General features: G+C 46.4%; 23 protein-coding genes. 13 read left to right on the forward strand and 10 right to left on the reverse strand.

From position 1 onward, the window contains the following. Positions 1–171 precede the first annotated feature (171 nt). The 3 genes from hpsE to AC2VDX_RS13045 all read right to left on the reverse strand — a co-directional run bounded on the left by hpsE (position 172) and on the right by AC2VDX_RS13045 (position 3232). A complete protein-coding gene (gene hpsE, locus AC2VDX_RS13035; RefSeq protein WP_378179434.1) occupies positions 172–1140 on the reverse strand; it encodes a hormogonium polysaccharide biosynthesis glycosyltransferase HpsE in 969 nt (322 codons plus the stop codon). A 772-nt stretch (positions 1141–1912) separates the two neighbouring features. After that, positions 1913–2482 carry a Uma2 family endonuclease gene (locus AC2VDX_RS13040; protein WP_378179504.1) on the reverse strand — a complete coding sequence of 190 codons (570 nt, stop codon included), beginning with the start codon at positions 2480–2482 and terminating at the stop codon, positions 1913–1915. 180 nt (positions 2483–2662) lie between these two features. Beyond that, positions 2663–3232: a Uma2 family endonuclease gene (locus tag AC2VDX_RS13045; protein WP_378179502.1), complete on the reverse strand. Its 570-nt coding sequence runs from the start codon at positions 3230–3232 to the stop codon at positions 2663–2665. Between the two features lie 11 nt (positions 3233–3243). Here AC2VDX_RS13045 and AC2VDX_RS13050 point away from each other — a divergent pair, with 11 nt between their 5' ends. The 3 genes from AC2VDX_RS13050 to AC2VDX_RS13060 are packed head-to-tail and all read left to right on the forward strand — an operon-like array spanning position 3244 to position 4221. Next, the gene (locus tag AC2VDX_RS13050; protein WP_486928175.1) at positions 3244–3441 is read left to right on the forward strand and encodes a hypothetical protein; all 198 of its coding nucleotides are present in this window, start codon (positions 3244–3246) and stop codon (positions 3439–3441) included. Next, on the forward strand, positions 3438–3851 hold the full coding sequence (locus AC2VDX_RS13055) for a hypothetical protein (protein WP_378179429.1): 414 nt from the start codon (positions 3438–3440) through the stop codon (positions 3849–3851). Before AC2VDX_RS13050 ends, AC2VDX_RS13055 begins: the two co-directional genes overlap by 4 nt. Beyond that, positions 3844–4221, forward strand: a complete 378-nt coding sequence (locus tag AC2VDX_RS13060) for a type II toxin-antitoxin system PemK/MazF family toxin (RefSeq protein ID WP_378179427.1) — start codon at positions 3844–3846, stop codon at positions 4219–4221. The genes AC2VDX_RS13055 and AC2VDX_RS13060 overlap by 8 nt, the downstream gene beginning before the upstream one ends. Before the next feature lie 41 nt (positions 4222–4262). Here AC2VDX_RS13060 and uvrB read toward each other — a convergent pair whose 3' ends face one another. Then, on the reverse strand, positions 4263–6260 hold the full coding sequence (gene uvrB / locus AC2VDX_RS13065; protein ID WP_378179424.1) for an excinuclease ABC subunit UvrB: 1998 nt from the start codon (positions 6258–6260) through the stop codon (positions 4263–4265). A gap of 729 nt (positions 6261–6989) precedes the next feature. On the opposite strand from uvrB, the gene AC2VDX_RS13070 reads away from it, so the two are divergent. From AC2VDX_RS13070 to AC2VDX_RS13080, 3 genes are all read left to right on the forward strand, one after another. Next, a complete protein-coding gene (locus AC2VDX_RS13070) occupies positions 6990–7178 on the forward strand; it encodes a CsbD family protein (protein WP_378179422.1) in 189 nt (62 codons plus the stop codon). Positions 7179–7308: 130 nt separating this feature from the next. Then, positions 7309–7761, forward strand: coding sequence for a hypothetical protein (locus tag AC2VDX_RS13075; protein WP_378179419.1), 453 nt, complete (start codon positions 7309–7311; stop codon positions 7759–7761). Between the two features lie 147 nt (positions 7762–7908). After that, a complete protein-coding gene (locus tag AC2VDX_RS13080) occupies positions 7909–8433 on the forward strand; it encodes a hypothetical protein (protein WP_378179416.1) in 525 nt (174 codons plus the stop codon). A 103-nt stretch (positions 8434–8536) separates the two neighbouring features. On the opposite strand, the gene AC2VDX_RS13085 is transcribed toward AC2VDX_RS13080, so the two are convergent. From AC2VDX_RS13085 to rpe, 5 genes are all read right to left on the reverse strand, one after another. Then, complete coding sequence (locus tag AC2VDX_RS13085) at positions 8537–8704, reverse strand: hypothetical protein (protein ID WP_378179413.1); 168 nt, start codon at positions 8702–8704, stop codon at positions 8537–8539. 23 nt (positions 8705–8727) lie between these two features. After that, the gene (locus AC2VDX_RS13090) at positions 8728–8967 is read right to left on the reverse strand and encodes a DUF2283 domain-containing protein (protein WP_378179410.1); all 240 of its coding nucleotides are present in this window, start codon (positions 8965–8967) and stop codon (positions 8728–8730) included. A gap of 256 nt (positions 8968–9223) precedes the next feature. Further along, the gene (locus AC2VDX_RS13095; protein ID WP_378179407.1) at positions 9224–9424 is read right to left on the reverse strand and encodes a hypothetical protein; all 201 of its coding nucleotides are present in this window, start codon (positions 9422–9424) and stop codon (positions 9224–9226) included. A 39-nt stretch (positions 9425–9463) separates the two neighbouring features. Continuing rightward, entirely contained in the window at positions 9464–10699 is a 1236-nt protein-coding gene (locus AC2VDX_RS13100; RefSeq protein WP_486928176.1) for a protein kinase domain-containing protein, read from the reverse strand. A gap of 178 nt (positions 10700–10877) precedes the next feature. Then, positions 10878–11585 (reverse strand): ribulose-phosphate 3-epimerase, encoded by a 708-nt coding sequence (gene rpe / locus AC2VDX_RS13105; RefSeq protein WP_378179404.1) that lies wholly within the window; start codon positions 11583–11585, stop codon positions 10878–10880. A gap of 166 nt (positions 11586–11751) precedes the next feature. Between rpe and AC2VDX_RS13110 the strand changes: the two genes are divergently transcribed. The 4 genes from AC2VDX_RS13110 to AC2VDX_RS13125 all read left to right on the forward strand — a co-directional run bounded on the left by AC2VDX_RS13110 (position 11752) and on the right by AC2VDX_RS13125 (position 17068). Next, positions 11752–13395: a S8 family serine peptidase gene (locus AC2VDX_RS13110; protein WP_378179401.1), complete on the forward strand. Its 1644-nt coding sequence runs from the start codon at positions 11752–11754 to the stop codon at positions 13393–13395. A 185-nt stretch (positions 13396–13580) separates the two neighbouring features. After that, on the forward strand, positions 13581–14861 hold the full coding sequence (locus AC2VDX_RS13115) for a serpin family protein (RefSeq protein WP_486928177.1): 1281 nt from the start codon (positions 13581–13583) through the stop codon (positions 14859–14861). Then, on the forward strand, positions 14858–15256 hold the full coding sequence (locus AC2VDX_RS13120; RefSeq protein ID WP_378179395.1) for a hypothetical protein: 399 nt from the start codon (positions 14858–14860) through the stop codon (positions 15254–15256). Before AC2VDX_RS13115 ends, AC2VDX_RS13120 begins: the two co-directional genes overlap by 4 nt. A 405-nt stretch (positions 15257–15661) precedes the next feature. Beyond that, entirely contained in the window at positions 15662–17068 is a 1407-nt protein-coding gene (locus tag AC2VDX_RS13125) for an LCP family protein (protein ID WP_378179392.1), read from the forward strand. A gap of 96 nt (positions 17069–17164) precedes the next feature. Here AC2VDX_RS13125 and AC2VDX_RS13130 read toward each other — a convergent pair whose 3' ends face one another. After that, positions 17165–18109, reverse strand: coding sequence for an alpha/beta fold hydrolase (locus AC2VDX_RS13130; protein ID WP_378179389.1), 945 nt, complete (start codon positions 18107–18109; stop codon positions 17165–17167). Positions 18110–18461: 352 nt separating this feature from the next. Here AC2VDX_RS13130 and speB point away from each other — a divergent pair, with 352 nt between their 5' ends. From speB to AC2VDX_RS13145, 3 genes are all read left to right on the forward strand, one after another. Continuing rightward, positions 18462–19376 (forward strand): agmatinase, encoded by a 915-nt coding sequence (speB, locus tag AC2VDX_RS13135; protein WP_378179386.1) that lies wholly within the window; start codon positions 18462–18464, stop codon positions 19374–19376. Between the two features lie 72 nt (positions 19377–19448). Beyond that, positions 19449–20006 carry a thioredoxin family protein gene (locus AC2VDX_RS13140; RefSeq protein WP_378179383.1) on the forward strand — a complete coding sequence of 186 codons (558 nt, stop codon included), beginning with the start codon at positions 19449–19451 and terminating at the stop codon, positions 20004–20006. A 210-nt stretch (positions 20007–20216) separates the two neighbouring features. Next, positions 20217–21428: an RNA-guided endonuclease InsQ/TnpB family protein gene (locus AC2VDX_RS13145; RefSeq protein WP_378179380.1), complete on the forward strand. Its 1212-nt coding sequence runs from the start codon at positions 20217–20219 to the stop codon at positions 21426–21428. The last annotated feature ends 21 nt before the right edge of the window (positions 21429–21449 follow it).

A 21449-nucleotide genomic window follows, 5' to 3' on the forward strand; every position in this document is an offset into this window, starting at 1 on the left:
CTGATGGGGCGAGAAGCCTACGCTTTTAGGCTGATTACTTCCATAGAGTTTTCACTATTGATCCAGCTAAAGACCAGTTTAAGCGAGACGAATACTCCCTATATGAAGAGAAAGTAAAGCTTTTATATTGAGAATAGTTACAAGATAACCAGGAAATTCTCTATATAGAATTTAATTAATTTTTATATCATAAGTCCGTAGTTGGGTTTTCCAAATATAAAAAGGGCTAATGAGGCTATTAATAAAAAGCTCCATTTGACAAGCGGCTACAATATCATCTTTTAACGAAAATTTGTACTTGATTAGATGAAATAAGATTTTACGTAAATCGTTAAACATATACAGAAAAAAAGCGAGGGGTCGCTGCCAAGGTTTGACACTGAGCATCCGAGTCCGATGGCGGCTCAAACCAATGCCGCGACATAATTTGATTAAATACTCTTTCTCTAAGCGCCAGTAGGGAATTCGATGGTAAATACACATTTCAGGGTTGTACCAAATTTCCCATCCAGCTTGTTGAATATGTAATAGCGCTTCCAAATCTTCTCCTGCCAGCATATTGTCGCCAATTCGCCCGTGAAGAATAAAATTTTTAGGCACAGTTTCCAGCCAGACTTGGCGACGCACAACTAATCCAGCCCCAGGTGGTAGCAGCTTTTTGTGGGGTTCGTAGCATAGAGCATTTGCTCCTCTGTCTGCGATTGCCAGCAGACAGGCAATTTTCTCAAAATTTTGGGGAGGAGTTCCTTGCAAGTCGCCATAAATGCGGCTTCCATAACCGCCAACTTTCGGATGCTTTTGCCCAAATGTGTAGGCTGCCGAAACCCACGTTGATGTTGGTAAATTATCGTCATCGAGAAATCCAATCAATTTACCTCTGGCTTCTTGGACTGCACGTTGACGGGAAAAGGCAAGTCCTTGTTGGGGTTCAAAACAATACCTTAAAGGATAGGCTACAGGCCAGTGAGATTGGTATTCTTGAACAACTTTTGCGGTGTTGTCTGAGCTGTTATTATCAATAACTAGAACTTCCCAGGCAATTTGCTCGGTATGAGTTTGCGATCGCAGTCGCTCTAGTACATCAGGTAAGCGGTTTTCCCCGTTATAGGTCGGAATGGCTACAGTAAAATCAACAGACATCGGTTTCAGAGCAGTTTTTTCAGATATGCGCTCGTAACTAAGCATATGTTACATTCCCAGGCTTAATGATGCTCTTCTATGCTCTTAGTATGCCCAGAATTACTGGTTGAAATCGTCACCCCACGAACATAATTAGGACTGCGCGAATTGCCAACACTATCGAGAAGCACCGCCCTTTGCAAACAAGATCGAAGATGTAGATGCAAATTTAATTTCTCTGGTTTCAGCACTGCGTAATCTGGAAGATCGTCGTCAGCGGCTGATGAGGCGGGTTGAGGACTCGGCTGTGGGTGGACGCCTGCGAGAAATCGACATTTATGACGATTCAAAGCCAGAGACAAGTTTAGAGCTAGGTTTTCTCGTGGCACCCTGAACATTGGGGTTGTGGGAGGGATACGACAAAGTAAGAGTCGCCTCTTATAAAGTTTAACTGCACTCACAGCATCTGAAGTTCCAGATGGCGATCGCCAACATTGTACGGATATCGCTAGTACTATTCACCACAACCCAAAGGTAGAAATTTAGGGTGAGGTTTAGTTTCATTCAGAGCATGGTTTCTGGATGAAGTGATTGGCTTGGATGATAATAAATTGCGCTTGATGAATTTGCCAGAAATCCTTTGCCTGCCTTGCTTAGCGACCTTCTGGGATATGCTGAACTAGGAGCGATGGATGCAGGATGCAGATTCTACCGATAATTGGCATCTGTGTAGCGATGTTTTAGCAGTTAATCGTATTCGTGTTGGATGCGATCGCGTACCAAAAATCAGCTTTCACCATACCTGATTCAAATCCAACTCAAATCCAGGTAGCACATCAAAGCCAGATACAGTTGTGGGAGATTGCAACACTTCTACATCTTGCCCTGGACGGTAAATTTCCACTTGCTTCGTCTTCGGGTCAATCAGCCAGCCTAAGCGAACGCCGTTGTCAATATACTCACGCATCTTTGCCCGTACCTTTTCTAGGGAATCACTACTAGAGCGTAATTCCACCACAAAGTCAGGAGATAAAGGCGAGAACTGTTCCTGTTGCTGGCTAGAGGTAAGAGTTTCCCACCGTTCATTACTCACCCAAGTAGCATCAGGCGACTTGACAGCACCATTAGGAAGGGTAAAGCCTGTAGAGGAATCAAAGACTATGCCTAAGCCTGTCTGTCGATTCCAGAGCCATAGTTGGGCGTTCAGTCCAGAGTTTTGCTTGCCTGTCCAGGGATATGTTGGAGGCATAATGATTACTTCTCCAGTAGCTGCACGTTCTAGCTGCAAGTCTTGGTTAGCTTGGGCTAGTTCAACAAACCCCTCAGATGTCAGATGGGGAATATTCAGCGTGATGGCGTTCATAGGCTGCACGAGTGATGCCTGAGTCTGTGACCTCAATTATAAAGGTTGCTCAATTTGGTTTCCAGGTAGCTGATTAGTGGATGGATGCGATCGCTCCTTCACCCTGTTTTCCCATCGCTATTGAATTTTTGAACCGACAAGGCGCAAAGGAGACAAACAAAGGAGAAGCGCGATCGCACTTCACCAAACTTTATTCAAATTCAACTCAAATCCTGGCAGTACATCACAGCCAGATACAGTTGTGGGAGACTGCAACACTTCTACATCTTGCCCTGGACGGTAAATTTCCACTTGCTTCGTCTTCGGGTCAATCAGCCAGCCTAAGCGAACGCCGTTGTCAATATACTCCTGCATCTTTTTCCGCAGCTTCTGGAGCGAGTCACTTTCAGAGCGCAACTCGATCACAAAATCAGGAGATAGAGGCGAAAATTCCTCTTTTTGCTGGCTGGGGGTTAATGCCTCCCATCGTTCATTACTCACCCAGCTGAGATCGGGCGACTTGACAGCCTCATTAGGAAGGGTAAAGCCAGTGGAGGAATCAAAGCCAATACCAAGCCCAGTTTGTTCAATCCAGGCAGCAAGTTGGGCAAGCAGGCTGAAATTTTGCTTGCCTGTCCAAGGATATGTTGGAGGCATTAATATTACTTCTCCAGTTGCGGCACGTTCTAGCTGCAAGTCTTCATTAGCTTGACACAATTGAGCAAACCCCTCGGCTGTCAGATGGGGAATATTCAGCGTGATGGCGTTCATAGGCTGCACGAGTGATGCCTGAGTCTGTGACCTCAATTATAAAGGTTGCTCAATTTGGTTTCCAGGTAGCTGATTGGTGGATGGATGCGATCGCATCTGCAACTTATCCCGCACAGTTTGGGGAATTCAGTGCGATCGCTTCTCAATTGCAAAGGATGTATTTGATGCGATCGCGCTCCACTTCACCGCATCTTAAACTAAAACTATGAGTGAAATTCGTTGGAAACTAGCTGAATACCTAAAGTTACGAGGCTTCACCGCCGACAAGTTAGTAGCCGTTGTCGGCGATGCAGTTGAGCCTGAAATTATCTACCGACTGGTAGAAAAACCAAAAGAGCAGCGTCACATAGAGCTATCTACCCTAGCTGCTATCCTAGAGGGTCTAATCAAACTCACAGGAATTCCTGTGAACGTGGCAGAAATAATGGAATTTGTGCCTCATCTGTCTGAGGAATTCCTAGAAAACTCACCTTGGCGGGATATCTTCCTGGGTGAGGACAGCGAACCCTATGACTGGGGAGATGAAGACCCGCTCACAATTGGTAAGCCTGTGCGCTATATTCCCGGCGTTGGGGCAGTTATTGTGGAAGATGAAGGGGTAGCGCCACCCCGTGACTAACACATTCAGTGTCAGGGATGTTTTACTGGTTGAGTTCCCGATTCACACTCCCCTCGGTCGCGAACAACAAGGTCAACGTCCAGCTGTCGTTGTTGCTTTGCCTGGTGATACGGGGTCTGTGCGTTTTTCGCTTGTTGTTGTCGTTCCCACGACAGCACAATCAGGAGACTGGGTGGCGGAAAACCCGACTTTGTACCCGTTTCTTCCAGCTGGAGTTGGGGGTATTAGACGTAACTCAATAGTTTTATTAGATCAGATACGTGCTATAGATGTCCGGCGCGTCTTGCGCTACCGAGGCACTTTAACTCCTGACGAGTATCAGCCTATCGAAGATGGTTTGAAGGCAATGTTCAGGTTTTTAACTATATAAAATAAACCCAGTTTCTTGAAGAAACTGGGTTTTAAGGAATACTAATGACCTAGTAATTTATCTCGCAGGTGCTTAATGCGATCGCGGTATTTTGCAGCCTCTTCAAACTGCAAATTCTTTGCTGCTTCTTTCATCTGCGCTTCCAGTTGGGTAATTAACTCTGGGATTTGTTCTAAGGAAAGCTCGTCCGCCTGTTCGTAAACCTCTTCCAACTGTTGGGTATTTAGCCGCCGCGACACATCCAGAAAAGCCAGAATTGAGTTAGTGACTTTTTTGATAATTGGCTGGGGTGTAATGTTGTGCATTTTGTTATATGCCATCTGAATCCCCCGCCGCCGGTCGGTTTCGTCAATCGCTTTGATCATGCTATCGGTGAGATTATCAGCATAGAGGATCGCTTGACCCCGGATGTGACGAGCGGCGCGACCAATGGTTTGAATGAGCGATCGCTCTGCGCGTAAGAAACCCTCTTTATCTGCATCTAAAATTGCCACCAGAGACACTTCCGGCAAATCCAATCCTTCTCGCAGCAGGTTGACGCCGATTAGCACATCGAAATTGCCTTCGCGCAACTCTTGCAAGATTTCAATTCGCTCAATCGAGTTAATCTCTGAATGCAGATAGCGGACTCGAATTCCTCGTTCTTGTAGATACTCTGTCAAATCCTCCGCCATGCGCTTAGTTAAAGTAGTAACTAGCACCCGTTCTCGCTTGTCAATCCTGTCTTTAATTTCACCCAACAAGTCGTCAATTTGTCCTTCCGTGGGACGCACAAAAATTTCTGGATCGATAACGCCAGTCGGACGAATTACCTGTTGTACAATTCGATCCTCTGACTGTTCTATCTCCCAGTTACCGGGAGTTGCAGAAACAAAAATACACTGATTCACCTTCTCCCAAAATTCTTCCGACTTCAGAGGACGATTATCAGCCGCACTGGGAAGGCGAAAACCATGCTCAATCAGCACTTTTTTTCGTGCTTGGTCGCCATTGTACATTCCCCGGATTTGCGGAACGCTGACGTGAGATTCATCCACCACTAACAGCCAATCTTTGGGAAAATAATCAATCAAGGACTCTGGCGGTTCTCCCGCACGCCGTCCTGCTAAATGTCGGGAATAGTTCTCAACGCCGTTGCAATATCCTACTTCCCGCAACATTTCCAAATCGTAGCGAGTGCGCTGATCGAGTCGTTGCGCCTCTAGTAATTTCCCGGCTTTTTCTAATTCTGACCGCCGATCTTTTAGTTCCTGCTCAATGTCGTTGCAAGCCGCTTCTAACCGATCTTCTGGGGTGACAAAGTGACGCGCTGGGTACACATTTATGGCGTCCATACTCTGAAGAATTTCGCCGGTTACGGGGTCAACGTAACGAATGGCGTCAATTTCATCTCCAAAAAATTCTACGCGAATAATCCGGTCTTCGTAAGCAGGACCAATTTCTAGCACATCGCCCCGAACTCGGAACTTTCCTCGCCCCATTTCTACATCGTTGCGGCTATACTGCACGGAAGCTAAATCTCGCAGCAACTCGCGTTGATTCACTTCTAGTCCCATCTTTAAAGGAATCGCGGCTTTTAGGTATTCCGAGGGAATTCCCAAACCATAAATACAGCTAATGGAAGCCACGACAATGACATCGCGCCGTTCAAAAAGCGATCGCGTGGCGGAGTGTCGCAACATATCAATTTCGTCGTTAATTGCGGCACTTTTCTCGATATAAGTGTCGGTGACGGGAATATACGCTTCTGGCTGATAGTAGTCGTAGTAACTGACAAAATACTCCACCGCGTTTGGGGGAAAGAATTCCCGCAATTCGTTACACAATTGAGCGGCGAGAGTTTTGTTGTGCGCCAGCACCAGCGTGGGTCTGCCGACTTTCTCAATAACGGCTGCTACTGAGAATGTCTTGCCCGTTCCCGTCGCTCCCAGTAGGGTTTGAAAGCGATCGCCAGCGAGTAAGCCTTTCGTGAGTTGTGCGATCGCGTTCGGCTGATCGCCCATCGGTTGAAAGGGAGCTTGCAGACAAAATTGCGACATACAGTTTTAAGAAGCTTTAAGAAAATCGTTTTTCGTGCCTGGAGCTTGGTCGGCACATTACCAGATATCTCTCTTGTCTCATCCTACCCATTTGCGATCTTCTATGCCTTGCTCATCTAGCGATCGCCAGAAATCAATCCTGACTTGTCACTGCCATGCACGGTCATAGAGGATGGCATAAATATTTTAACAAATATTTATAATAATTATTTTTTCTATGCAAGCGGTAAAGCGATCGCTGATTAGTTGATTGGCTTCAATATTGCTTGCAGATGAAATTGTGCTATCACAGTTTTTCGCAACCGCGCTCTGTTAGCACTTTGGACTAATTCACTTATACCCATTTACTTTATAGCACTACATTTGCGATTCTGGAAAGCCGCTTTTTTCTAGCGCAGCGGCGCTCCCATTGCGAAGGTTCGGGAGAGCTGTTGCAGGCAATTCGTCAAATGGGATTATCGTCCCACTTTTTTTAGTCTATCCGATATTTTTTCCTAAAACAATTAAGAATATTATTGAAATATCATCTACCTTTAGCAGTAGAAACTACTCATTCTTTCAGTATATGTAAAGAGTAATAACAGCGATCCCCATCTTTTCTATCTGGGGAGAGAAGGCTATGTAAAAAAAAACAGATACATTGAATGCATACCCGCAAAAGAAGATTGCGCCAAAAGCAAATTTAACGCATCTTCTAAAGGAAGACTGTTTAAAAATTAGGAGAAAAAAATGAGCGTTGAAGATAGAGCCAAAGCAACTGGCAAAAATATCGAAGGCAAAGCCCAAGAAGCGCTCGGCAACATAACTGGCGATCCAGAAGATAAAGCTGAAGGCAAAGCCAAGCAAGCTGAAGCCCAAGTGGGTCACGCCAAAGAAGACGTGAAAGATAAAGCAAAAGATTTGGTTGATAACGCCTAATACTTGACTACGGAGGTCTAGTTACTGAAGAGATTCATCTAGACCTTCTCCCTTATTTAATCCAGCCAATACCACAGACAGATAACACTTTGATTCTGTCTGACAAAGATGAGTTTAATAGGAGACTGAGGTGAATTTTCTTCAGCAATTTCGTAAAATTTTTACGGCTTTAGTCTTGGTTCTGTTCCTTTCCACGGCTACAGCTTGTAGTGGAGCTAGCCAAGCAACTCAACCGAGAACGCTACCAGGTGCGAGTAGCGGTGCTAATAGCATTGTCGCTTATCAACAGTTGGAACGCGGTAGCACTCCAGTCGGTCAGGAATTTGGGAATTGGGTAGTCCAGACAGCTAAAGGATTGGTCAAGGATGCCTACGTCCGTGATAACAACAAATTGGGAGTTGTGATTACGCCGCAAGTCCGTCCTAATGAAGTCAAAGGTTTAGCAAGCTCTTTAGCCCAAGGATTCCACAAGAATTTTCCCAACCAAGATTTAACCGTTTTGATGTATGCGCCAGATAAAAAACTGATTTTGACAGCCAAGTATGACGATCAGTCAAAACAGATTCAGTATCAAGGCGCTTAGTCTAACTAAGGGGAAATCGGTAAAAGCTGGGGTAGCTCATCTAGCTTCAACTACTTCAGAAGGTGCATTTGTAGAGATAGGAGGAATCCCGTCTCTACCCAGAATTTACGATTTTTTCTTTTAGCTTTTGAATCAGGAGATAAGAAAATGACCAGCAGCGAACAATATAAGCGTCAAATCATGAATGATTTGGCTGGTGGTAACTCCGAATCTATGCAGGACGCTCCAACCGATCCCAGCAGCGACTATCAAAATTTTGATGACTTTGCTCAACGCTCTTCTAGAGACGAACGCCGTCAACTGTTTGGTCGGTCGCTACATCCGGACAGCATTCCCGTCAGCCAGATGGAGCCAGAACTGCAAAAAGCGATCGCGCAGATTCAACCCAACGAACGGGATGATGTAGCGCGGGAGTTCTTCAAGCGGTTAAAGGAAAGAGGACTCAATGACCGCCAGTTAGAGCAACAATTAAGTCTCTCCACCCATCACACCAACCATATGAGTGCGGATGATGTCAGCAAGCTGGCTACCTTTACCTATCACACTCATCCTGACATTTTCCAAGATGTATTAGCTGACAAACCAGCTATCATGAAGTTTCTTAGCAATCCAGTGGTTGCCGCTGTATTTGGCGTCATGGCTGCTAAGTGGCTAGGCGGTCGCAGGCACTAAAGCCAGCACACATGAAACAGCATTAGCTTGTTAAAAAAAGGGTATTCAATTTGATTGGATACCCTTTTTTTGTTAGGTACTATGTACGCGACAATTTGTGTAGTTAGTAGTCAGCAAAGAATTGTTCGGCGGCAAGGCGATGCCAAGCTGCTTTTTCCTCTTCTTGTGTATCGGTCGGTTCATTCACCAGAATAATCACTCTCACTTCTTGGTTAGTTGGCAAGTGTTTTAAGAAGGTTTCTGGAAATTCAAGTTTTCCTTCGGATGTCACCTTGACTAGAAATTCCTATGCTTTCATAGTGCCAGTTTAATCTCAGAAGATTCTCCCAAAGCTTCATTTACTACAATCAACTTTCCCTGATTATCAGCTCCTAATTGTTGATTTGCATTAAGTAGTTCAATTCCATAAATGGTGCCGTCAGGCGCTATATCCACATTCATTTCATCGCTCACCTGGATGGTTTCTACCTGCACTGTTTTTTCTTGTAGATAAATATAAGCGACGTTGTATCTTGGATCGTAAGTTAGTTTCATAAAATATTGTCCTCAAAAGAATTTAACAATTACATTGATAACCAGCCAGTCTTCTTCGTTTTCTTTAACTGCAATAACCTCTACCTTTTTCGTAGCATAAAATTTTTGGCTCTTCCGTAGTTGGTATGCTAAATTATAGTCAAGAAGCGCCACAAGCTATACTAGCCATAAATTTAAGCCAATTTAGCGTTTATTAAATAGAAAATACAGTCCAAAATTGTTATACCTTGCTAGGTAAGCCTTTCAAGTTTTGGGATCAACTTTTTAGCATACCAAGTAATGAAGAGCCAAATTTTTCCCGCCACTCGGCATTGAAGGGAAAGTTACGCCTAAAGCCTGTTCGCTCCAATTGAGCAGGAAATGTTGCACCACCTTCAACAGTGACAATAACTTCTGCCTCAGTTGCACCACGCTCTATTAATCTTGCTTGAGCATGGGGATGTAGCCTAACGCTCACCTTTATTACTTCCTAAACATTCTATTAAATTGCTCTTTTTTAAGAAGACAACCGCCAAATCTTGATAGTGTCGTCGAGACTGCCACTAGCGAGTAGCTGCCCATCCGGGCTAAAGGCGACGGAATTAACCGACTTGGAATGACCAGTGAGAGTGCGGATTTGTTTGCCCGTACCCAGTTGCCAAATCTTGATAGTGTCGTCGAGACTGCCACTAGCGAGTAGCTGCCCATCCGGGCTAAAGGCGACGGAATTAACCCACTTGGAATGACCTGTGAGAGTTTGTACGCATTGCCAAGTGTGAGGAATAATTACAGCAGGTATTGATGGGCTTGGATTGTGTATTTGCGGTTTGGGATTTGGTGATAGCGGAGGAACCACTGTAACGGGTGTTACTGACTTTGGTTGGGGTGTTATTGGTGGTATAGAGGATTGTTTCCTTAAACCTGCCCCTAAATCGCATCCCAACAAATCCAACCACTCCTGCACCGACTGCGGGCGATACTTTTGATTAAGCGCCATTCCCCGCATAATTGCCTCATTTACTCGGTCGCTGATGTTGGGATTTAACCGTTGCGGTGGTTCTAGGGGAATATTTTGCAATCTCGCAGGCGCAGGCATTGGCACTTCTGCGGTAAGCAAACTATACAAGGTAGCGGCTAGGGCGTAGACATCTATGTATTCTCCCCGTTCTGCATTAGGGATATATTGTTCGGGTGGCGCATAGCCAGGAGTCAGATTTTCTGTATGCGTCTGGATAGCATTGGGGATAAATTCTCTAGCAATGCCAAAGTCAATCAGCACAGCTTCCAATTTACCACTGCGTAACATAATGTTATTGGGCTTGAGATCCCGATGTAGCAAGCCGCGTTCGTGAATTTGCGTTAAAGCATCGCCAATTTGCCCGATGTAGTGTAGCGCTTCTGGTTCCGATAATACCCCCATCCGGATGACACGCTGGTCTAAGTCTTCGCCTTCGATATACTCCATCGCTATGCAAGGCAGATTCCCTTCATCGAAGACATTTTCAATCTGCACTATATGAGGGTGACGACACAAAGCCAGCCGCAGCGCTTCATCGCGGAAATCTTGCCGTAATTTAGCTTGGCGCGTTATCCAAGCTGGATGATTGAGAATTTGTTCTCTCAGGGTTTTAATCACCCGCAGTTCGCCGCGTTTATTTCTGGCAAGATAGGTGATGCCGATACCGCCTTCGCCTAGCCTCTTTGCGATAATATAGCGATCGCCAAACAATGCTTGCCCATTCGTCCAAACCATCTTTCACGATTGCTAAATGCTGTTACTCATTCTGGCACGGTATCAAGATAGGGACGTGCTAAAACTTTTGTACATTCTCCTCTATCTAACAACAAAAAAAGCCCGCGATCGCAGGCTTTTTTCATCTAGTAGAGACGCGATTAATCGCGTCTCTAAGGGCAATATTATTAAATTCTTCTTACACCGCAGCTAATTCTGGTGAAGGACGCTTACTATTGCGAATGCCTTCAATTGCCTGTGCATAATCCTTCGCCTTAAACACAGCAGAACCGGCGACAATTGCATTCGCTCCCGCTTCCAAAACCTGCCAGGTATTATCTATCTTGAGTCCGCCATCCACTTCAATCCAGGGATCTAAACCGCGTTCATCGCACATTTGACGCAACTTCCGGATTTTCGGCACCATCTCTGGGATAAAACTTTGACCGCCGAAACCAGGGTTAACGCTCATAATCAGTACCAGATCGCAAATCTCCAGCACATACTCTATCAACTCCAACGGCGTAGAAGGATTGAGAACGACACCAGCCTTTTTACCCAGTTCCTTGATTTGTCCTAGAGTCCGGTGCAGATGCGGTGAAGCGTTGTGTTCCGCATGAACGTAGATATGATCTGCCCCCGCCTTCGCAAAATCTGCCACATACTTTTCTGGTTCCACAATCATCAGGTGGACATCCAGCGGCTTTTGGGTAACAGGACGAATCGCTTCTACAATCAGCGGGCCAATTGTGATATTGGGGACAAAGCGACCATCCATCACATCAATGTGAATCCAATCTGCACCGGCGGCATCCACCGCCCGAATTTCCTCTCCCAATCGACTGAAGTCAGCTGATAGGATTGATGGAGCGATAACAATCGGCTTCTGGGATGGCGTTTGGGTCATGGTTATTTCTACTCTCCTGCGTCCTCGTCTGGTATTAAGTTTAACAAAAGACGCGGCAAGCCTTAAAAAAGTATGAAGTATGAACGATGAAGTGTGAATTTAACCTTCAATCTCCAACCTTCAACCTTGAAACTACAATCTTCAACCTTCAACCTTCAAAACTTCAGTGGAGACGCAAGCGTTGGCTCACCAGCAGATTTTTAAAAAACTAACATGGCTTGTTTGGGGACTGGGAATTACCGCCTTAACCGCTCCTTCCTCTCTGGCTAAAGAAACCTCATCACTGGGAGAAGCTGGCATTGATGCCCAAAGGCTACACGCTGCTCCTTATAACTTATTGGGTCGTAAGATTGCTCTCGGTCAGGTAGAGATTGGAAGACCGGGACAATTTGGTTTGGATAAAGCGGTTTCCCGGAATCGAGCCTTCGCCCTAATGCGAGTCTTTTATCGAGATACCCCAGCTAAAGCGGATAGCAATGTCGATGGGCACGCCGCAATGGTAGCAGGCGTGATGATTAGCTCGGATAAAGGTTTACCGGGAATAGCACCAGAGGCACGACTTTATGCTTCTGCTGTTGGCGCCCCGCAAAAGACAGGTCAACCGGAAGAGTGCCTATCCACTCAGTATGTGGCAATGCAAAATGGGAGCGATGTCCGGGCAATTAACTTTAGTTTTGGAGAGTCTCTGGAGCGAGATTCTCGACCGAACCCGGTTCTGGATGGCAACGCTCTGCTAACACAGTGTATTGACTGGTCTGCTCGCATCCACGACTCGCTTTATGTGGTGGCGGGGAATCAAGGGACTGGCGGTATTCCGATTCCCACGGATAACTATAATGGCGTCAATGTTGCTTATACTACGCGCCGCGAGGGAATTTTTACCAAAGTAGATTTTGCCAACTTGAGTGCTGCGCCCATCGGCATTGGGAAGCGTCTGCTTGACCGTGAAATTAATGTTGGCCCGCGTCGCGCGATTAATTTGGTGGCACCCGGTAGCAATATCGAGTTATTAGATATTAAGGGTAAGGAAAGTCGGGTTACTGGGACGAGTTTTGCGGCTCCCCATGTCACCGCATCTGTAGCGTTATTACAAGAATATAGCGATCGCCAGCTGCGAACACAACAGCCCAACTGGACTCCAGATGCCCGTCGTCATGAAGTCATGAAAGCCGTCCTGCTGAACTCCGCTGAAAAAATCAAAGATAGTGGCGATGGACTGCGGCAAGCCATGAGTCGCACAATTTTGACCAAAGATAACCGCGACTGGTTAGCCTCCGATGCTTACAAAGACCGAAAAATCCCACTAGACTTCCAAATGGGTACCGGACAGATGAATACTTTTCGGGCTTACCAGCAATTTAGTCCTGGTCAGTGGAACTCTGAAAAGCCGGTGCCGTTGGTAGGTTGGGATTACCGCACGGTGAAGGAGTCTGCATTTCAGGATTATGTGTTGAACCAACCATTGCAGCAAGGGAGTTTTGCGTCGATCACGCTTGCCTGGGACAGGCGTGTGGAGTTGCAAGATCAAAATAACAACAAGCAGTTTGATGTGGGGGAAAGTTTTAGCGATCGCGGCTTAAACAATCTCGATATCTACCTGATGCGAGTCGAAGATAATGATATCAGTAAGAGTATCTGGTCTTCGGAAAGTGATGTTGATAGTGTAGAACACATTTTTCATGAAATTCCTGCCACGGGTCGCTACAAAATCCGCGTCCAATATCGTCAGAAATTAAATGAAAATACTCAAGCCTATGCCTTAGCTTGGTGGACTGTACCCGCTAAAGAGCTACTCAAAAGTCAAAATTAAAAGAGAATCGCTATTTAAGATTGGAGAATATGCGGCTGCGTTTAACAAGATATCGCGCCTTGTATAGACACACTCCTTAAACCTTGTGCGATCTGGTTCAGTTGCCAAAACCGTAACCACTGGAACGTCCCTGGCTGTTACCCGTCATTCTAGAAAAGGAATGTTACGGCAATATAAACAGCTATATGAAGCGACCAATGTTCAGTCTAATGGTAGCGATCGCATCAATCAGTATCATCCTACTCGGTTTACTAGGATGGTCGATGGTCAAAAATCCGCAAGCGGTAATGGGCGAACCCAGGCAGCCTGAGACATCTCCTACCATCAGTCAGCGCCAGAAAAAACCCGTGGATTCGAGACTGGTTGCTGCTAATACAAAATTTGGGTTCAAACTATTCAAGGAAATTTTAAACAAGGACAGCGGCAAGAATATTTTTGTCTCGCCTTCTAGTGTAGCGATCGCGCTCTCGATGACCTACAACGGTGCTAGCGGCGATACTCAACAAGCAATGGCAAAAACTTTGGAATTCCAAGGATTAAGCCTACAGGAAGTCAATCAAGCCAATGACGCCTTGAAAGCGCTCTTAGAAAATCCCGACCCCCAAGTGCAACTGACCATTGCTAACTCTCTCTGGGCAAAAAAGGGCGTCTCTTTCAATCCGGAATTTCTTCAGAAAAACCGCCAATTTTACCAGGCAAAAATTGCAGAATTAGACTTTACCAACCCCAGCGCTCCATCTGTCATCAATAACTGGGTAAAACAAAATACTCGCGGCAAAATTAATTCGATTGTCAACGAAATTCCACCCGATCAAGTGCTATTTTTGATCAACGCTCTTTACTTCAAAGGAACTTGGACAAACAAATTCGACAAGAGGCAAACAACAACCCAACCTTTCTATCTTTCTGATGGGACTCAGAAACAACACCCAATGATGTCGCAAAGGGATAAATATAAATACTACGAAAACGACCAGTTTCAAGCCATTAGCTTACCCTACGGAAAAGGAAAACTTAGTTTGTATGTTTTTCTGCCGAAAGAAAATTTTAAACTGACAAATTTTTACCAGCAGCTAAATACTGAAAACTGGGAGCAATGGATGACCCAATTCAAAAAGCAACCGGGATTTATCCAGATGCCTCGCTTCAAAATGGACTACGACATAGAACTCAACGACGCTCTCAAAGCGCTGGGTATGGAAGTAGCTTTCAACTCAAATGCTAATTTTACTCAGATGAGTTCTATCCCACTCCAGCTCAATCAAGTCAAGCACAAAACCTTTGTGGAAGTGAACGAAGCCGGAACCGAAGCAGCCGCAGTCACTGCCATCGGTGTAGTGACAACATCTGCACCGATGGCAGAGGAACCCTTCGAGATGATTGTTAACCGCCCGTTTTTCGCTTGCATTCGAGATAATCAAACTGGAACCGTTCTATTTATGGGGTCTATTGTGGAACCAAAATGAAAGACATTGACCCGTTTGAAAATCAAGACATCAAGAGGGACGGGTTGGAAACCCCACTTTACCAGCTGTTTATCTATTTGATTCCTGTGGTTGGCTTTTTCCCAGCCCTCTGGACGCTGTACCGACGTGATAGCAACCGGCAACAACAAACTGTGAGCAGACTGTCGGTGACGCTGGCTCTCGGTTGGCTGTTGGCATACGGTTTATTGGGGGCTGGAGTTGCACAAGCTTCAGAAACTTTAACCCTGCGCTTGTTATTTATCAATGGCCTGCTGACATCGGGTTATTTTTTGGTCAGCTTATGGTTGATGGTGCGTCTGTGGCAACGGAAATCTGTACGTCTTCCGGGTGTTAGCCAGCTTGCGGAGGGAGTCGTTCGCAAACACTTGTCCTAAGCGTGTATTGTTCAGCCTCAGTTTGGGACGAGGCACAGAGGTTGTAGGCGCAAAGTATTCTTTCAAAAAAGCAATCGGAGTTACGAGTGCAACCCATTTGTATCCGGATACTTTCCTTGAACAAAAGTAAGGAATGGGGAAGGTCGAATCCAATTCGAGCTATGCCCTTGATAGCTGGTTCTCCCTCTAGCCTACGCATCTCTACCCAAATGAGGTTAAACTCTTGCCAGTGTTTGCCTGATTTTGCAATAAATCGGTAGAAAAACTGCTATGAGTGTTCTAGTGCAATCCTTCTTAAGGACGGGTTTTGTTAGAGATAAACGTCCCAGCTCCAGATTGCCAGATTCCGTGCCCCTACCTTGAACACAAATTCGTGCTATCTTTTTTGCGTGTGTGAGGAAGCCAGTGTCAGCCCGAAAAATTCCTGAAAAACGCCCGTGGGGGCAACCACCCAATCAACCCATCAAGAAAAAGCCTGTTCAAAAACGAAACCAGGTGAACTGGCTTTGGCTTGGATTGGGCTTAACTGGGGTGGCAATGCTGTCAGCAACTGCGGGAGCTTTGTTAGCAGTGTCTTTTTCCAGTACGCCCTTGCTGCAAAGCCACCTAAGTCCTGAAGAAGCAGCGGTGTTTGATGGCGATCGCATCTCTCGTACCAGTATGCGGTTGCCAGAATTGACCCGCCCCGTCAATATCTTAGTCATGGGAATTAAGGTTATCTCCTCTGACCTAGATCACCCCCCTGCTGAAACGAAAAATCTGGGATACCACGCACTGGTGAACTCCTTCGAGGGTCTATCAGATACCATGCTCTTGCTGCGGTTTGACCCGGAGGCGCAAAAAATTACTGCTTTATCTATCCCACGGGATACCCGCGCCTTTGTGGAGGGGGTCGGCGTTACCAAGATTAATGCCGCTAATCTGGAGGGGGGGCCAGCGCTGAGTGCTAAGACAACTAGCGAACTCCTCAGCGGAGTCGGAATCGATCGCTACATCCGAATTAACGTTCAGGGGGTAGAAAAGCTGGTGGACGCCTTGGGTGGCGTTACCGTCTACGTCCCCAGGGATATGAAATATCGAGATGATAGCCAGCACCTGTACATCAACCTGAAAGCAGGAAAACAACATCTCAATGGCAATCAAGTGCTGCAATTGCTGCGCTTCCGCTATGACAAGTATGGCGACATCGGTCGGATTCAGCGGCAGCAAATGGTAATGCGGTCACTGATGGAACAAGCACTGAATCCAACCACTTTGGCGAGAATGCCGAAGATTCTTTCGGTTATCCAGTCGCATATTGACACCAACTTGACGGTTGAGGAGTTGTTAGCCCTGGTTGGTTATGGTGTCAAGACAGACCGTTCCCAAGTGCAAATGTTAATGGTACCTGGTGACTTTAGTGGCAACGGGCATCATGAGGTGAGTTACTGGTTGCCGAATCGTCGCCGCATCCAGACAATGATGGCACAGCATTTTGACCAGGGATTGGACGGTGGCGAAGCAAATGACCCTGCCTATATCCGGGTGGCGATTCAAGATAGCACGGGTGATATGAAGGCTGTCCAATCCTTAATCGACAGGCTCAAGAATGCTGGCTACCGAAACGTCTACGTTGACGACCCGTGGCCCGAACCGTTGCGGGTAACGCACCTGGTGGCTCAACAGGGAGATGGAAATAGTGCCAAAGCTATCTACCGTTCGCTGGGATTTGGGGAAGTGCGTGTTGAAAGTACCGGCAACCTGGTTTCAGATGTGACGATTCAGCTGGGTCAAGACTGGCTGAAGAGGAATGCTAATCGGGACTCATTTTAAATGGGTAATTTTCTCAACTACCAATTCCCAAACAGGTGATTTTTCTAGTGTGGGTGACTGCTTAGAAGTGCTGGGGGCGATCGCTTTCCAGCACTTCTAAGTATTTTCAGTTAAAACTTGATTGTCCGAGTACCGCTGCAATATCCAATCCTGCAAAATCGGGTTAACTAACTCAGGCGCTTCATCCTGGGGACAATGCCCGACACCTTCTATGGGAATAAACTTCTCAACTTTCGGGTAATTGGCAAACTCTCGCCCCAGTTCTATGGGTTCCCAAGGATCTTCCGTTCCCCAGAGAATGATTGTCGGGCAGGGCAAAAGAGGCAGCAGGTCTTCCGGCAGTGGCCCTTGAGAATAGCGTGTAAAGGCTACAAAAACGTCCACAGCCCCCTCATCAAAAGCCGGTGCCATAAGCATATCCACCAGTTCATCTGTCACCGCTTCCGGATGCTTGTAGGCTTGCAGGAGAACCTTCCGTACCACCTTCGGCTTGGCAAGTTGGCTAAAGAAGAATTTGCCAATCCACTTGACTGCCAGCAGTCGTTGAACGATGGGTGCCCCAAAGCTTCGATACCAGGGCAACTGGGCGCGTTTGCGGTCGTGCAACAGCCGCAGAGAACAGTTAATTAGGGCAGTTCCCAAGACAATATCTGGATGATCTACTGCTGCTTGCATTGCCACAATACAGCCAATGGAATTTCCGACTAAAAAAGCGGGGCTTCCCACCACCTCGCGGCAAAAATCAGCGAGTTGCTGTCCCCAAGTTTCAAAGGTGTAGGAAATCTTCCCCCCTGGCGTGGGTTTCGCGGAACCGCCAAAGCCAATTAAGTCAATGGCATAGACGCGGCAATTTTGAGCCAGCACTGGGATATTTTTGCGCCAGTGCCCCCAAGATGCCCCAAATCCATGCACCAGCACAACCGCTGGCCCTAGGTTTCCTTGAGTCTGGTAGCAGATGGGAAAACCTTGCCAAGTCCAAGTTTTCGTGACGATGTGGGCAGTTGTGGGTGCGGTTGGAGTGGTGGAGGAAGATGGAGTCATGGGATAGATAGCGATCGCATATCTTTGATTTCTATCCCGTCGCGCCTTGAGTGCGCTCTCAACGCCACGGGTAGAGCTAGCTTTCCTAATTTTACAATTCTTAAACTCTAGAAAACACTGATTCCAGTAATTTTGAGCAACTGAATCGAAAATCCCGTAAAAACTCGGATGTCAAGTGTAGATAAGCCTGGTAATCAGGTGAGGAATCTAAAAGGAAGCGGAAAGTGGCACGGAGAATTCCAATTTTCAATTTCCAATTTCCCAGCCCTAGTTTTTCACCTGTGCGTAGCACTCAAAGCGGGGAGTATGTCAGTATCTAGATTGGTGACTCCCTGATGAAATTTAGTTGGTGATGAGTACGGTGCAAACTTCTACTTCTGTTCTGCCATTCCTTGGCCCTGATGTAGCTTCTACCTACGATGCCGCGCGGGTGGTGATTTTGCCGATTCCTTATGAGGCGACGACAACGTATCGAAATGGCTGCAAAAATGGGCCAGATGCGATTCTAGAAGCCTCTGGGCAGGTGGAATATTATGATGAGGAGCTAGATTGGGAAACTGGCAAAGACATTGGAATTTATACGGCTGAATCGATTGCAGACACGCGCAACGGTCGTTCAGTTTCATCAGAGGAAATGCTGCAAGTTACCTGCGAAACAGCGTCTCAGATGATAGCTGACGGCAAGTTTGTCATTGGTCTGGGTGGCGAACACAGCATTACCACGGGTCTGGTGGAGGCATACCGAAAAGCCTACCCTAATGAACCCTTTACGGTCGTGCAAATAGATGCTCACGGCGATTTGCGCTATGAGTACGAAGGCTCGATTCACAACCATGCTTGCGTGATGCGGCGGATTGTGGAGATGGGATTGCCAACCGTACAAATCGGCATCCGCGCGATTTGCAAAGAAGAAGCCGATCTGATCAAAGAGAAAAATTTGATCGTGTTTCGGGCGAGAGAAATTGCTATGCAAGCGGATTGGATAGAACGAGCGATCGCTAGTATCCCCACCAAACGAGTTTTCCTCACTATTGACCTTGACGGAATTGACCCCACCCTGATGCCTGGTGTCGGCACTCCAGAACCCGGTGGATTAAATTGGTACTCCCTACTCTCTTTTTTGCGGCAAGTGTTTCAAAATTACGAGGTGATTGGTTGTGATGTCATGGAATTGGCACCGATTGTAGATTCCGTAGTATCACAATTTACCGCTGCAAAATTAGTCTATAAACTAATCGGTTATCAGGCGTTCTCCCAAAGCGAATAGACACCGGAATTGCCCCGTCCCTTACTACTGTAGCCCTGTCCGAATTTGTTGTAATTACCCAAGGATAAGTAAATGAGTGTAATGGAAAAGACCGGCACTCCTATTGGTAGTTATGCTCCGGATTTTGAATTGCCGGGAAGCGATAATCAAGTCCACCACCTGGCTCGGTATTTAGAAAAGTATCGAGCTGTGGGCGTTGTTTTTATGTGCAATCATTGCCCATGCGTGCAGTCCTATCTGGGCAGGCTAACTCAGATTCAAAGCGAGTTTCAAAGCCAGGGATTTACCCTGATTGGCATCAACGCCAATGATGCTGTCCAGTCTCCTGAAGACAGCTTCGAGAATATGCAAACTTTGGCAGCAACTCACGGTCTGAATTTTCCTTATCTGCGAGATACTACTCAGGATGTCGCTCGTTGCTTCGGGGGACAGACAACGCCGGAGGTTTTCTTATTAGATAATTCCGGGATACTTCGCTACAGCGGACGGATTGATGATAATTCCCAAGATCCAGCAGCGGTGAAGGTGGATTATTTACGGGATGCGATCGCTTCTTTGCTGCAAGGAAAAACGGTGATTACTCCAGCCTCAACCGAGGCGGTAGGCAGCCCGGTAAAGTGGCGTCATTAACACGTAGTCTCAAGGTCCACACTTTAGCTAGGTAGACGGGAATCCCCACACCATACTCAAGCGTTGGTGTGGGATGAAAGGCGCGTGAATTGCGGGGCGATATCTGCCAATGTTTGACGAGAAAGGATATCAGCACCGCAATGAACACTCTCTCAGAACTCGCCACAAACCAGTGTTATCAACAATCTAGATTCGCGATAAAGTAATGGGATGTTGAAAGCAACTCATGTGCGAATTTACCCCACTGATGAGCAGGTTATCCAGTTGTCCAAAGACTTTGGCGCAACGCGATGGCTGTGGAATCAGTCTCTCTTTTTGATGTCAGAGACCTACAAAGGGACGGGTAAAGGCGTATCTGCGCTCGACATGAAGAAACGCATTCCACTGCTCAAGACAGAGTTTGAATGGCTGAAAGAAACCTATTCGCAGTGCCTTCAACAGTCGGTGCTGAATCTGTCTCAAGCTTTTCAAAACTTCTTTGAAGGACGGGCGAAATATCCTGCTTTCAAGACCAAGTTTGACCGTCAATCAGTGCAGTATCCCGCCAACGTGAAAGTCACGAGCAAATCCGCGATCAAGTTTCCAGGGCTACTGGGAATTGTGAAAGCCAAGATTCATCGTGCCTTACCGGAAGGAAAGCTCAAAACCGTCACAGTCTCAAAGACTCCTGACGGACGCTACTATGCTTCTTTGCTGATAGACGATGGCATTGAAAAGACTGAGATCACCAGTGAGGGTAAAGCGGTTGGGATTGATCTGGGATTGATTGATTTCGCCGTTACCTCCGATGGCTCAAAGTTTCAGAATCCCAGACATCTTAAAAAACACGCTCATAACTTAAAACGGAAACAACAGAAGATATCGAGAAAAGTGAAAGGTAGTCAAACTCGCACCAAAGCGAGAAAAATGGTTGCCAAGGTTCACAGCAAAATTGCACGAGTAAGAGTTGATTTCCTCCACAAACTATCTCGCAAGCTAGTCAACGAAAACCAAGTTGTGGTGGTGGAAAATCTGGCAGTGAAAAACATGGTGAAGAATCATAACCTGGCAAAAGCTATCAGCGATGCTGGATGGGGGAAGTTCTGCACGATGCTCAAGTACAAAGCTGAGTTTGATGGCAAGACGTATCTCGAAGTAGACCGCTTCTTTCCGTCTTCTCACCTTTGTTCAAACACGCTGCTCAAGATTCCGAAAATGGATCTGTCTGTGCGATTCTTTGATTGCCCTCACTGTGGTCAGAGACATGACCGAGACGTGAATGCGGCAATCAATATCAGAAATGAAGGCTTGCGATTATTGGCGTTGGGAATCAGCGCTACTGCCAATCGAGGGAGTGTAAATCCTCATGGTTCTGGACGTAAAAAATCCACGAACTCCGAGGTTGCTCCCATTGAAATTGGAAGCCTACTCCATACCCGTTAGGGTTGGTGTAGGTAATTCACT

The organism is Coleofasciculus sp. H7-1 (genome assembly GCF_057473865.1).

Bases quoted from the DNA above. Each gene is read 5' to 3' on its own strand.
- hpsE (WP_378179434.1), bottom strand. From the start codon at position 1,140: ATGTCTGTTGATTTTACTGTAGCCATTCCGACCTATAACGGGGAAAAC.
- AC2VDX_RS13040 (WP_378179504.1), bottom strand. From the start codon at position 2,482: ATGAACGCCATCACGCTGAATATTCCCCATCTGACATCTGAGGGGTTT.
- AC2VDX_RS13045 (WP_378179502.1), bottom strand. From the start codon at position 3,232: ATGAACGCCATCACGCTGAATATTCCCCATCTGACAGCCGAGGGGTTT.
- AC2VDX_RS13055 (WP_378179429.1), top strand. From the start codon at position 3,438: ATGAGTGAAATTCGTTGGAAACTAGCTGAATACCTAAAGTTACGAGGC.
- uvrB (WP_378179424.1), bottom strand. From the start codon at position 6,260: ATGTCGCAATTTTGTCTGCAAGCTCCCTTTCAACCGATGGGCGATCAG.
- AC2VDX_RS13070 (WP_378179422.1), top strand. From the start codon at position 6,990: ATGAGCGTTGAAGATAGAGCCAAAGCAACTGGCAAAAATATCGAAGGC.
- AC2VDX_RS13080 (WP_378179416.1), top strand. From the start codon at position 7,909: ATGACCAGCAGCGAACAATATAAGCGTCAAATCATGAATGATTTGGCT.
- AC2VDX_RS13090 (WP_378179410.1), bottom strand. From the start codon at position 8,967: ATGAAACTAACTTACGATCCAAGATACAACGTCGCTTATATTTATCTA.
- AC2VDX_RS13100 (WP_486928176.1), bottom strand. From the start codon at position 10,699: ATGGTTTGGACGAATGGGCAAGCATTGTTTGGCGATCGCTATATTATC.
- rpe (WP_378179404.1), bottom strand. From the start codon at position 11,585: ATGACCCAAACGCCATCCCAGAAGCCGATTGTTATCGCTCCATCAATC.
- AC2VDX_RS13115 (WP_486928177.1), top strand. From the start codon at position 13,581: ATGAAGCGACCAATGTTCAGTCTAATGGTAGCGATCGCATCAATCAGT.
- AC2VDX_RS13120 (WP_378179395.1), top strand. From the start codon at position 14,858: ATGAAAGACATTGACCCGTTTGAAAATCAAGACATCAAGAGGGACGGG.
- AC2VDX_RS13130 (WP_378179389.1), bottom strand. From the start codon at position 18,109: ATGACTCCATCTTCCTCCACCACTCCAACCGCACCCACAACTGCCCAC.
- speB (WP_378179386.1), top strand. From the start codon at position 18,462: ATGAGTACGGTGCAAACTTCTACTTCTGTTCTGCCATTCCTTGGCCCT.
- AC2VDX_RS13140 (WP_378179383.1), top strand. From the start codon at position 19,449: ATGAGTGTAATGGAAAAGACCGGCACTCCTATTGGTAGTTATGCTCCG.
- AC2VDX_RS13145 (WP_378179380.1), top strand. From the start codon at position 20,217: ATGTTGAAAGCAACTCATGTGCGAATTTACCCCACTGATGAGCAGGTT.